Source organism: Pseudomonas coronafaciens pv. oryzae str. 1_6, assembly GCF_000156995.2.
In the GTDB taxonomy this organism is placed as follows: domain Bacteria; phylum Pseudomonadota; class Gammaproteobacteria; order Pseudomonadales; family Pseudomonadaceae; genus Aquipseudomonas; species Aquipseudomonas tremae.
Window position 1 is genome coordinate 3,936,400 of sequence record NZ_CP046035.1, and the last position, 12,010, is coordinate 3,948,409.

The following is a 12,010-nucleotide window of genomic DNA, read 5'->3' on the forward strand; positions in this document are numbered from 1 at the left end:
TTTTTATAGTGAAATCAACGGATTCGCCTCGGGGGCCAATCTAAAAAATAATCAGGCCAACAGGCCGAAAGGCTGATCAAGATACACAGCAGACCGGGGCCGCACAAGCCGCCGAAAGTCGCAGCAACCGCAGGCGTGCAGGCTTGCGGGCCTTGGTAGTCGTACAGCGTGATCTGCATCAATGTTTTCGGTGGGCCGGCCTGCAAACCCAGGCGCTGCCGTTGCCGGATCGAAACGACCTGGCAACGGCGCCGCTCAAGGCCTTCAACCAGTGTTGCGCAGACCGGCAGCAATCCCCGCCACAGACACCAGCAGCGCCAGTTCCAGAGGGCTGTCAAGATTAGCTTCACGGTTACGCGACCGGGAAAGAAGCTCGGCCTGAAGCAAATGCAGCGGGTCCAGGTAGGCGTTGCGCAAACTGATGAACTCAAGCGTTTCAGGGCTATGAGCCAGCAGTCGCGCCTGACCGGTCAGGCCCAACACCACCTTGCAGGCCTGCGACAATAGGTCGCGCAAATGTGCGCCCAAATGTTGCAGCTCGGCGGAGACCAGACGTTCGTCATAGAGTCGGGCAATGTCCGCGTCGGCTTTGGCCAGTACCATTTCCAGCATGTCGATACGGGTTCTGAAGAACGGCCACTGCTCGCGCATCTGCGCCAGCACATCACCCTCCCCGCGTGCCAGCGCCTTGCTCAGCGCCGCTTCCCAGCCAAGCCAGGCGGGCAACATCAGGCGAGTCTGGGTCCAGGCAAAGATCCACGGAATCGCGCGCAGGCTTTCAACACCTCCTTCACGACGCTTGGCCGGGCGACTGCCCAATGGCAAGCGGCCCAATTCCTGCTCGGGTGTCGCCTGGCGGAAGTACTCGACGAACTCGGGATTCTCGCGCACCACGGCGCGATAGGCGCTGACGCCGTCGCTGGCCATCTGGTCCATCATCGTGCGCCAGGCGGGCTGTGGCGGCGGAGGCGGCAACAAGGTGGCTTCCAGTACGGCGGCCAGGTAAAGGTTCAGGTTCTGCTCGGCGATGTCCGGTAGACCAAACTTGAAACGAATCATTTCGCCCTGTTCGGTGGTGCGGAAGCGTCCAGCCACCGAGCCAGGCGGCTGGGACAAAATCGCCGCATGCGCCGGGCCGCCGCCCCGCCCAACCGTACCACCGCGACCATGGAACAGCAGTAATTCGACCTGTTGCTCACGGCAGATTTCGACCAACCTTTCCTGCGCCCGGTACTGCGCCCAGGCCGCTGCCGTGGTGCCAGCATCCTTGGCAGAATCGGAATACCCGATCATGACTTCCTGCGGGCCGTGCAGGCGCGAGCGGTAACCGGGCAAACCCAGCAAGGTCTCGATTACCGGCCCGGCGTTGTCGAGGTCGGCAAGGGTCTCGAACAGTGGCACCACACGCATTGGGCGCTGCAGGCCAGACTCCTTGAGCAGTAACTGCACGGCCAGGACGTCTGAAGCCGAACCGGCCATCGAGATGACATAGGAGCCCAGCGACGCCGCCGGAGCCGCTGCCACCTCTCTGCAGGTCGCCAGAACCTCTGCGGTATCCGCCGCAGGCTTGAAGTAGCTCGGCAACAACGGTCTGCGGTTATCCAGCTCGCGCAGCAGAAAGTCGATCCGGGCCTGTTCATCCCAGTCTTCATAGCGTCCCAGCCCGAGGTAATCGGTGATTTCAGTCATCGCCGCGCAATGCCGGGTGGAATCCTGACGCACGTCCAGACGCACCAGAAACAGGCCGAAGGTGACTGCACGACGCAGACAATCCAGCAGCGGGCCGTCGGCGATCACGCCCATGCCGCACTCATGCAGGGACTGGAAGCACAGCAGCAACGGGGCCAGCAGGTCCTGATTATCGTGCAGCACCGCTTCAGGAGCGGGCTGGCTGGCCGTCAATGACGCATTGGCCCAATTGCGAGTGGCACGCAGGCGTTCGCGCAGGCGCTTTAGTTCGGCGCGATACGGCTCGGCACTGTCACCGACACTGGCGCGCAGTGCGGTACTGGCCTGTTGCATCGACAGCTCCGCCGCCAGATTGTCGACGTCACGAAGGTACAGGTCAGCCGCCATCCAGCGCGCCAGCAGCAGTACTTCACGGGTGACGGCCGCAGTTACATTTGGATTGCCATCACGGTCGCCCCCCATCCAGGACGCAAAGCGGATCGGAGCGGCGTCAAGTGGCAGGTGCGTGCCTGTGGCCGAGAACAACGCGTGATCGGCCTTGCGCAGGTAATTCGGAATAGCGTGCCAGAGTGAATGTTCGATGACGGCAAAGCCCCACTTTGCCTCATCAACAGGGGTGGGGCGAATCCGCCGGATCTCTTCGGTGTGCCAGGCCTCGGCAATCAGGCGCTGCAGGCGAGAAGTGATCTGAGAACGCTCGGCGCTGCTCAAGTCTCGATGGTCCAGCGCCGCCAGTTGCGCAGCGATCGCGTCGTATTTCTGAATCAACGTACGACGGGCCACCTCGGTGGGATGAGCCGTCAGCACCAGTTCGATTTGCAGCGTGCTCAACTGACGCGCCAGGGCATCAGGCGCATGCCCCTCAGTTTTCAGGCGATCAAGCAACTCGGGCAGCACCCGCGACTCGAACGGCAAAGGCTGAGTGTCGTCACGCCGGTGCATGAGCTGATACTGCTCGGCGATGTTGGCCAGGTTGAGAAACTGGTTGAAAGCCCTGGCCACTGGCAGCAGTTCGTCATCTTCCAGCCCATCGACGCTTGAACTGAGCTGTTCGGCCCCTTCTGCAGAGCCGCGCCTGCCAGCCTTGGCGCCCTTGCGAATACGTTCGATCTTGTCGAGAAATTCGGCACCGCGTTGCTCACGAATCGTATTGCCCAACAGCTCACCCAGCAGGTGAACGTCTTCGCGCAGACGTGCATCGATATCGGCCATCGTTCCCTCTCCCGGTTTTTATTTGGGCTCAGTTGCGTATCCGTTCAAAAAGAACAGCTACGTGAATTCAAATCCGCTTTGCCAACAGTGCACCAAAAGCCCTTGCCACGACAAATCCTTGTAATAAAAAGCCTGCCCTGCATCCCCATGATCACGCGGGCTCAGCCTCGTTTACCTGTCGAACGGAATACTCTACCAACGCCAGGCGCTATTGAAATTTCCTGGCCGATGAGGAAATATTTATCTGAACTATTCAAAAAGTGCGCGGGTCGGAGCCATTAACCATTACAGAAAAGCCCGTCAGGCAGCAGGCAGTTGTATAACCTCATGCCCGGACTTGATAAGAAAACTGTCATGGATAACCACGTTCGGAGTCAGACAATGGAGTTGATCACCATGAACACCCCTACTGCCAAAAACAAATCCAAAGGCCTGCGCGGCCTGAAGCTTGCTGCGCTGGCAATCGGTAGCACCTTCATCCTCGCCGGTTGCGCAGGCAACCCGCCGTCAGAGCAGTACGCGGTTTCTCAGTCAGCCGTCAACAGCGCTGTCAGCGCCGGCGGTACCGAGTTCGCAGCCGTGGAAATGAAGTCGGCTCAAGACAAGCTCAAGGCAGCTGATCTGGCGATGCAGGACCACAAGTACGACGAAGCCCGCAAACTGGCTGAACAAGCCGAGTGGGACGCTCGTGTAGCAGAACGCAAATCTCAGGCCGCCAAAGCTGCCAAGGCCGTGCAGGATGCTCGTCAGGGCGTCAACGAACTCCGTGAAGAAGGCATGCGCCAGGTGCAGTGATTGCCCCGCCCTCCTTCTGTTTTCATGAATTCGTAACTGATTAAAGGACGACCCTATTATGCGTAAACAATTGATGATCCCTGCTCTGCTGGCCATGAGCGTTGCTTTGGCAGCCTGTGCAACCAAGCCCAACCCTAACCTGGAACAGGCTCGTAGCAACTTCACAGCGCTGCAGACCAACCCGGAAGCAACCAAGGTTGCTGCGCTCGAGACCAAAGACGCCAGCGAGTGGCTGGACAAGGCCGACAAGGCTTTCCGCGACAGCGAAGATGCTCAGAAAGTCGATCAGTTGGCTTACCTGACCAATCAGCGCGTCGAGCTGGCCAAGCAGACCATTGCCCTGCGCACTTCTGAAGCCGCTCTGCAGAACGCTTCTGCCGACCGTGCCAAAGCGCGTCTGGACGCACGTGATGCCCAGATCGCAGCACTGAAAAACAGCCTGAACGCCAAGCAGACCGAGCGCGGTACGCTGGTAACGTTCGGCGACGTGCTGTTCGACTACAACAAGGCTGACCTGAAGCCGACCGCTCAGGGCGACATTGGCAAGCTGGCCTCTTTCCTTCAGGAAAACCCTGACCGTAAAGTAATTGTTGAAGGCTACACCGATAGCACCGGTTCGGCTTCCTACAACCAGTCGCTGTCAGAGCGTCGCGCCAACTCGGTCCGCATGGCACTGGTTCGCATGGGTGTAGACCCTGCGCGCGTCGTCACCATGGGCTATGGCAAGGAATACCCGGTTGCCGACAACACCAGCAACTCGGGCCGCGCCATGAACCGTCGCGTGGAAGTGACCATTTCCAACGACAACCAGCCTGTTGCACCGCGCTCTTCGATGAAATAAACGATCGAGCCGTTGCACCGAAGCCCCGCCTGCGCATACAGGCGGGGCTTTTTAATGCCTGGTTATTTATTGCCCGGGAGGCTGCTGGCCGATGCAACGCACCGCCTGCCTGTGGTCGTCGACCAGCACGCCCGACAACCCCTTTCGCGAGGTATCGAACAGCACCAGCACGCCATCAACGCATTGCGCGACTTCTGCGGCGGGCGTTGCAGCAACTTTGTAGTCCTCGCCGGGCACGGTCTTGAGCAGGGTGAATTCACTGAGCAGCAAGGCGTCTTCAGGTTTTGCAAAGTGCAGGTAACCGTAAAACCACAAGCAACCGACAGTACCGATGACTGCGCCGACGCCGCTCAGGATCATGCCATTGACGTTGCGGTCCCGATTCATTGCCCAGCCTGTCCGGGAGGGGCGGGATAATCGGGCACTTCGCCCAGACGACGCAGGCCGTTGAAGTGGGCCGGGTCTTCGAGGTAACGCAGCATAACCTGGCGCCACAGCGGATCGGCAAACGTCTGCACGTGCTCGCCTCGGGTCAGCTGGAACACCCGTGGCGGTGGCGCAGCCTTGTACAGCTCGATGCCATTGGCAAGAGGCACCAGCGTGTCGTCCATGCTATGGAAGATCAATATCGGCGTGCCTGCCAGTTGCGGCAGGCCGTTGACGGCACTGTCGGCGTCCGGAATCAGCCACGACAACGGCGTTTTCAAAGGCCAGGTCAGCCAGGATTTGCTCAGCGAGTTTTGCGCGACGCTGCGGTAGCTGGCCGGCACGCTGTCGAGAACCAGTGCCTTTACTCTGGAGCGTTCCTGCGGATGCTCTGCCAGGTAGTGCACTGCCAACGCGCCGCCGATGCTCTGCCCCAGCACCACGAGCGGTTTACCTTGTACCTGCGGCGCGGCGTTCAGCCAGTCGAAAGCCGCCTGAACGTCCTCATACACAGATGGCAGGCTGGGTTTGCCCTGCGACTGACCATAACCGCGGTAGTCGAGCATCAGCACCTGATAACCCTGTTCCGGCAACCACCAGGTTCCGCCCAGGTGCCACGAAAGGTTGCCGCCGTTGCCGTGCAGGTGCAGAACCGTGCCCTTGACCGGCACCCCTTCTTTGGCCGGCAGCCACCAGCCGTGCAGGCGCGTACCGTCGGCAGCGGTCAGGTTGACGTCCTGATAGCGCAGCCGCGCCTTGTCTGGCGTGAACGGCACACCCGGCTCGGGATAAAACAGCATCGAGCTGCAGCCGGTGAGACTCAGGATCAGGGCGAAGATGCCGATCAGTTTCAAAAAGAGGTTCCTTAAAGTCTCATTGCCATAGGGCTCTCGCGCCGACGCTCCGCATCATGCGCAAGCCTGTTTTTGATACTGGCCAAAGGCCGAGAGGACGAAAAACCGACCGCGTGGCTACAGGATATTCGAGTAATCCGCTTCAATGCGGTCCAGGCTGAGGTGATTGAGGAAGTTGGAGAAACACATCCAGGCCGACAGCGCATTCATGTCGCGAAATTGTTCTGGCAGGTATTTGGGGGCGACAACCAGGCCTTCGTCCACCAATTGCCGCAGGCTGCGCATGTCTTCCAGCGTGGTCTTGCCACAAAACAGCAGCGGCACCTGTTCAAGCTTGCCCTTGCGCACGGCCAACTGAATGTAGTTGTAGACCATGATGAAGCCTTTCAGGTAAGAGAGGTCCTTGGTGAACGGCAACCCGTTCGGCACCGAGCCGCGGAATACCCGGCTGGCGTTGCCGTAACTCTCCGACATGCCGAAACCCTGTTCGCGATAGAACTCGAACACCTGCAGAAAATCAGCGCCCTGCTCCGCCATATGAATGGCACGCGTACGGTTGGTCAGCTTGCGCAGACGGCTGGGGTAAGAGGCAAAGGCAATGACTTCCATGAGAATCGCCAGCCCTTCCTGAGTCACCGTCGACGAAGGCGGGCCTTTGGACAGGAAGGTGCAGATCGGCTGATTTTGCCCGTTCAGCGTAGTACCGACATGAACCAGCCCTTCGTGGACCTCAAGCGCTCGCACATCACGTTCGTTGAACATCGCATCACTGCGGATCTTGATGTAGTCGGCACCGGCAGCCGCATCGGCGACGATACCGTCCGACTCAAACACACGAATGGTTTCCTCGGCCTCGCCGAACACCCGGTTCAGACGCGATTGCAGCAGCGAGACAGCGTCTTTGGCCGTCAGGATTTTGGGCTCGTCCTTCAAGTCACCGCGTCCGGCGATGTTGTTGAGGTAATCAGAAAGCATCAACCCCAGGTCGGCGAGAGTCGGGTCACCGGCATGGAACGCATCGGACGCCGCGCCGTACAGTTCCTGCGAGATCAGCCCGAAGTCAGGAGTGCCACGCGCTTCAAGCATGCGCACCACCATTCGGTACTCGCGGCACATGCGCCGCATGATCTGTCCGACCGGGTTGAACTGCCCCAACTGACGCGTGACGTCCCGCTCGATATTCTGAAACTCTTGCTTCAAGGCAACCGAATCGAAACCCAGCGGGCGGTTTTCATAATAGGCACGGTCCACGGCAGGCAATGCCTTGCCCTTGGCAGCCAGAAACTCCTTACGAACCGTCTCGTCCCACTTCACTGCATCCAGAATGCGGATGGGCGTCTGTGCAACGACGATCCGATCCGATAAAGCACGAATAGTCTGTTGATACTCGTCCACCGGGACTCCTTGGCTGGCGGGCTTTCGCCCTGCTGCTTGGCGGCGCACGGGTCATGCGCCACCTCTAGAAAAATATCCGAAAAGGCAGAATCGTCAAGCCGCGCGGGCTTCTGAACCAGAGAACCCGGCAAGAAGCATCGTCACGCCTTGAGGGGCTGCGGCGTCCCCAGCACCAGACGCATCTGACGCGTCAGGATACAGAGCATTTCTTCATCTGCCTGACGCTGTGGACCATGAAGCAGGCCTTGATACTCCATGCGACGTATGAGTCCCGTCAACACCTGTGCATCCTGATAAGGGTGCACAGAGCCGATCACCTGAAAAAACTGGCAGCTGCCCTGCAGCAGAATTTCCTGATGGGCCATGACCAGCGGGGTCAAGCGCGGGTTGATCAGCGCTTCGTGATAGAAAGCCTGCTCGGCGATCAGGTAGTCACGCCGGGTCAGCAATTGGCGCCGGATATGCTCCGTCACCATGCGCGCAATGTCGTCGGCCAGCCGAAATCGGTCGCTCGGGCTTCCCGAACTGCGGGCCATCATCTCGCGCAGAACAACCTCGGTGTTTTGCCATAGCCTGGCAAGGTAATCGGCACTGCGCTGAACGTATTGAGCGAAAGCATCGGTCAACAGATCATTGATGTCCTTGAAATAATAGGTCGTGGCCGACAACGGCACATTGGCTTCGGCAGCCACTGCACGATGGCGCACAGCGCGTACGCCGTCGCGCACCACGATGCGCATGGCGGCGTCGAGAATGACCTGCCTGCGTTGCTCGCTGCCTTCGCGAGTGGCCTTTCGGCCTTGATACTTGACACTTTTAGCCACCGCACTCGCTACTCCGGCGGCCCCTTCTCTGGCAATCGTCACGACAGCTTCCTTTTAAGTCGCTCTGAAATGAGTCGCTCTGAATGAGTGATTCTGAAATGAGTCATTCTGAAAAAACACCTAAAAAAAAGCCGCCCATCAAAGGCGGCTGATTTTCAACTGACTACGCTTGCGGGCGCATGTGCGGGAACAGGATCACGTCCCGAATCGACGGAGAATCGGTAAGCAGCATCACCAGACGATCGATACCGATGCCTTCGCCCGCCGTAGGCGGCATGCCGTATTCCAGCGCGCGAACGAAGTCGGCGTCGTAATGCATGGCTTCATCATCACCCGCATCCTTGTCGGCCACTTGAGCCTGGAAGCGTTCGGCCTGATCTTCCGCGTCATTAAGCTCGGAATAGGCGTTGGCGATTTCACGACCGCCGATGAACAGTTCGAAGCGGTCGGTAACGCTCGGGTTGTCGTCGTTGCGACGGGCCAGCGGCGATACTTCGAACGGGTATTGAGTAATGAAGTGCGGCTGCTCCAGCTTGTGCTCGACCAGCTCTTCGAAAATCATCACCTGCAGCTTGCCCAGACCTTCAAAGCCGAGCACCTTGGCGCCGGCCTTCTTGGCGATGGCACGCGCCTTGTCGACGTCCTGCAGATCGGCCGCAGTCAGATCGGGGTTGTACTTGAGGATCGAATCGAACACCGACAGGCGCACGAAAGGCTCGCCGAAGTGGAACACCTTGTCCCCATAGGGCACATCGGTGCTGCCCAGAACCAGTTGCGCCAGTTCACGGAACAGCTCCTCGGTGAGGTCCATGTTGTCTTCGTAGTCAGCGTACGCCTGGTAAAACTCGAGCATGGTGAACTCGGGGTTGTGCCGGGTCGAAACGCCTTCGTTGCGGAAGTTGCGGTTGATCTCAAAGACTTTTTCGAACCCGCCGACCACCAGACGCTTGAGGTACAGCTCTGGCGCGATACGCAGGAACATTTCCAGGTCGAGTGCATTGTGATGGGTTTCGAACGGCTTGGCAGCAGCACCGCCGGGAATGGTCTGCAGCATCGGCGTTTCGACTTCGAGGAAGTCGCGCTTCATCAGGAAGCTACGGATATGAGCGATTACCTGCGAGCGCACGCGGAACGTCTCACGCACGTCTTCGTTGACGATCAGGTCGACGTAACGCTGACGATAGCGCTGCTCGGTGTCCGTCAGGCCGTGGTGCTTGTCGGGCAGCGGGCGCAGCGACTTGGTCAGCAGGCGCACGCTAGTCATCTCGACGTACAGGTCACCCTTGCCGGAACGCGCCAGGGTGCCTTCGGCAGCGATGATGTCGCCCAGGTCCCAGGTTTTCACCTCGGCCAGGGTTTCTTCGGGCAAGGTCTTGCGGTTGACATAGACCTGGATGCGTCCGGTCATGTCCTGAATCACCATGAACGAGCCACGATTGAGCATGATGCGACCGGCAACCTTGACCGGAATCGCTGCCTCTGCCAGTTCTTCCTTGGTCTTGTCGACGTACTGTTTCTGCAAGTCGTTGCAGTAGCTGTCGCGGCGGAAGTCGTTGGGGAAGGCCTGACCCTTGGCACGGCCGGCAGCAAGCTTTTCCTTGCGCAGGGCGATCAGGGTGTTTTCTTCCTGTTGCAGGGCTTGCGGGTCGAGTTGTTGGTCGCTCATGTCTTTAGATATTCCATCACGGGTTCGCCCTCGCCTTGCGACGAGGGGCTTGAGGGGTCGGCTGACGGTTTACAGCCCTTGCTTGAGGCTTGCGATCAGGTATTCGTCGATATCGCCATCAAGCACCTTGTCGCAGTCGCTGCGTTCGATGTTGGTCCGCAGGTCCTTGATGCGCGAGGCGTCCAGAACATAGGAGCGAATCTGGTGACCCCAGCCAATGTCGGACTTGGTGTCTTCGAGGGCCTGGGACGCTGCGTTGCGCTTCTGCACTTCCTGCTCGTACAAACGGGCCCGCAGCATTTTCATGGCGGTGTCCTTGTTTGCATGCTGGGAGCGTTCGTTCTGGCAACTGACCACAGTGTTGGTCGGAACGTGGGTGATGCGCACCGCCGAGTCGGTGGTGTTTACGTGCTGACCACCGGCACCGGAGGAACGGTAGGTGTCAATGCGCAGGTCCGACGGGTTGATGTCGATTTCGATGTTGTCATCGATTTCCGGCGACACGAACACGGCCGAGAACGAGGTATGACGGCGGTTGCCGGAGTCGAACGGGCTCTTGCGCACCAGACGGTGAACGCCGATTTCAGTACGCAGCCAGCCAAAGGCGTATTCGCCCTTGATATGCACGGTCGCGCCCTTGATGCCGGCAACTTCACCGGCAGACAGCTCCATGATGGTTGCGTCGAAACCGCGTTTGTCGGCCCAGCGCAGGTACATGCGCAAGAGGATGTTGGCCCAGTCCTGGGCTTCGGTGCCACCGGAACCGGCCTGGATATCCAGATAGGCGTTGTTGGGGTCCATTTCGCCACTGAACATGCGGCGGAATTCGAGCTTTTCCAGCGACGCACGCAAACGCTCGACTTCGGCAGCCACGTCATCGACGGCGGCCTGGTCTTCTTCTTCGGCGGACATCAGCAGCAGGTCTTTGGCATCGACCAGTCCGGAGGACATTTCGTCCAGGGTTTCGACGATCTGCGCCAGCAAAGAGCGCTCGCGCCCCAGCTCTTGGGCGTAGGCCGGGTTGTTCCAGACGTTTGGATCTTCGAGCTCGCGGTTGACTTCGGTCAGACGATCATGTTTGTGATCGTAGTCAAAGATACCCCCGAATGGTTTCGGAGCGCTCGGACAAATCCTTGATGCTGTTTAGGATCGGGTTGATTTCCATGGTAGGCAGCACTCGCAGGCGAAATTTTCAAAGCCGACGAGTATACCCCAGGCCGAGCCGCGAATGCAGCCCGTCGGACGGTCGTTGTGGTGTCTATTTTATCGGGGCTGTTGCGGTCAGCCCACCGCAACCTGATTGCGCCCGTTGTTCTTCGCCACGTAAAGCCCCTTGTCGGCATCCAGAATCAACTGACGGCTGGACATCTCCAGCTGCGGCGTCACGGTTGCGACGCCGATACTGACGGTAAGGCTGGAACCGGGCGCCGGGGCGACATGCGGAATGTTCATGCTCGCCACGCTCTGCCGGAGTTTTTCGGCCAGCAGCCGCGCGCCGCCTGGCGACGTGTTGGGCAGGACCATAGAGAACTCCTCACCGCCGTAGCGCGCTGGCAGATCAGATGGGCGACTGCAACTGTTGCGAATTGCCTTGGCCACCTGACGCAGCGCTTCATCGCCCTCAAGATGGCCGAAGTTGTCGTTGTAGGCCTTGAAATAATCGACATCGATCATCAGCAGCGACAACTGCGACTGGTCACGCACTGCCCTTCGCCATTCAAGCTCCAGGTACTCGTCGAAATGACGACGGTTCGACAGCCCGGTGAGGCCGTCGGAGTTCATCAGTCGCTGCAACACCAGATTGGTGTCGAGCAACTGCTGCTGGCTGACGCGCAAGGCGCGATAGGCTTCGTCGCGCTGCAACAGCGTCATGTACGAGCGCGAGTGATAGCGAATTCGTGCAACCAGCTCGATGTTGTCCGGCAACTTGACCAGGTAATCGTTGGCACCTGCGGTGAATGCTGCGCTCTTGATCAGCGGATCTTCCTTGGTGGAAAGCACGATGATCGGGATGTCACGGGTAAGCGGGTTGCTGCGGTATTCACGCACCAGCGTCAGACCGTCCAGCCCCGGCATCACCAAGTCCTGAAGGATGACCGTTGGTTTGATCTGCACCGCCTGGGCAATCGCCTGATGCGGATCGGCGCAGAAGTGAAAATCGATCGACTCGTGACCGGCCAGCCCGCGCCGGACCGCTTCGCCGATCATCGCCTGATCATCAACCAGCAGCACCATCGCGCTGTCGTCGTCAGGGGGGAGTATGTCGTCCTTGTGCAGGTCATCCATGGATTGTCTCCTGTTCGCCGAC

10 protein-coding genes are annotated in these 12,010 nt (G+C 59.4%); 2 read left to right on the plus strand and 8 right to left on the minus strand.

Translation table 11 applies throughout. The features are described 5' to 3' along the window. Positions 1–264: 264 nt before the first annotated feature. Positions 265–2,901, minus strand: a complete 2,637-nt coding sequence (ppc, locus tag POR16_RS17640; RefSeq protein WP_005891746.1) for a phosphoenolpyruvate carboxylase — start codon at positions 2,899–2,901, stop codon at positions 265–267. A gap of 381 nt (positions 2,902–3,282) precedes the next feature. On the opposite strand from ppc, the gene POR16_RS17645 reads away from it, so the two are divergent. Both POR16_RS17645 and lptF read left to right on the plus strand, forming a co-directional pair. Then, a complete protein-coding gene (locus tag POR16_RS17645; RefSeq protein WP_005891743.1) occupies positions 3,283–3,696 on the plus strand; it encodes a DUF4398 domain-containing protein in 414 nt (137 codons plus the stop codon). A gap of 58 nt (positions 3,697–3,754) precedes the next feature. After that, a complete protein-coding gene (lptF, locus tag POR16_RS17650) occupies positions 3,755–4,537 on the plus strand; it encodes a lipotoxin F family OmpA-related lipoprotein LptF (RefSeq protein ID WP_005891742.1) in 783 nt (260 codons plus the stop codon). A gap of 66 nt (positions 4,538–4,603) precedes the next feature. On the opposite strand, the gene POR16_RS17655 is transcribed toward lptF, so the two are convergent. The 7 genes from POR16_RS17655 to POR16_RS17685 all read right to left on the minus strand — a co-directional run bounded on the left by POR16_RS17655 (position 4,604) and on the right by POR16_RS17685 (position 11,988). After that, positions 4,604–4,924, minus strand: a complete 321-nt coding sequence (locus POR16_RS17655; RefSeq protein WP_005891741.1) for a PA3694 family proteiin — start codon at positions 4,922–4,924, stop codon at positions 4,604–4,606. Beyond that, entirely contained in the window at positions 4,921–5,817 is an 897-nt protein-coding gene (locus POR16_RS17660; RefSeq protein WP_005891740.1) for an alpha/beta hydrolase, read from the minus strand. Before POR16_RS17660 ends, POR16_RS17655 begins: the two co-directional genes overlap by 4 nt. A gap of 117 nt (positions 5,818–5,934) precedes the next feature. Then, on the minus strand, positions 5,935–7,212 hold the full coding sequence (locus tag POR16_RS17665) for a flavohemoglobin expression-modulating QEGLA motif protein (protein WP_024671804.1): 1,278 nt from the start codon (positions 7,210–7,212) through the stop codon (positions 5,935–5,937). 140 nt (positions 7,213–7,352) lie between these two features. Continuing rightward, entirely contained in the window at positions 7,353–8,078 is a 726-nt protein-coding gene (locus POR16_RS17670) for a TetR/AcrR family transcriptional regulator (protein ID WP_005891737.1), read from the minus strand. Positions 8,079–8,199: 121 nt separating this feature from the next. Further along, positions 8,200–9,702, minus strand: a complete 1,503-nt coding sequence (gene lysS, locus POR16_RS17675; RefSeq protein WP_005891735.1) for a lysine--tRNA ligase — start codon at positions 9,700–9,702, stop codon at positions 8,200–8,202. Between the two features lie 69 nt (positions 9,703–9,771). Next, a protein-coding gene (gene prfB, locus POR16_RS17680) for a peptide chain release factor 2 (protein ID WP_096059895.1) occupies positions 9,772–10,867 on the minus strand; the annotation gives its coding sequence in 2 pieces (ribosomal slippage) (positions 9,772–10,794 and positions 10,796–10,867; 1,095 coding nt in all). Between the two features lie 116 nt (positions 10,868–10,983). Further along, complete coding sequence (locus POR16_RS17685; RefSeq protein ID WP_054997852.1) at positions 10,984–11,988, minus strand: response regulator; 1,005 nt, start codon at positions 11,986–11,988, stop codon at positions 10,984–10,986. Positions 11,989–12,010 lie beyond the last annotated feature (22 nt).

Coding starts and splice junctions, on each gene's coding strand:
- lysS (WP_005891735.1), bottom strand. CDS start 9,702: ATGAGCGACCAACAACTCGACCCGCAAGCCCTGCAACAGGAAGAAAAC.
- POR16_RS17685 (WP_054997852.1), bottom strand. CDS start 11,988: ATGGATGACCTGCACAAGGACGACATACTCCCCCCTGACGACGACAGC.
- POR16_RS17645 (WP_005891743.1), top strand. CDS start 3,283: ATGGAGTTGATCACCATGAACACCCCTACTGCCAAAAACAAATCCAAA.
- POR16_RS17655 (WP_005891741.1), bottom strand. CDS start 4,924: ATGAATCGGGACCGCAACGTCAATGGCATGATCCTGAGCGGCGTCGGC.
- ppc (WP_005891746.1), bottom strand. CDS start 2,901: ATGGCCGATATCGATGCACGTCTGCGCGAAGACGTTCACCTGCTGGGT.
- lptF (WP_005891742.1), top strand. CDS start 3,755: ATGCGTAAACAATTGATGATCCCTGCTCTGCTGGCCATGAGCGTTGCT.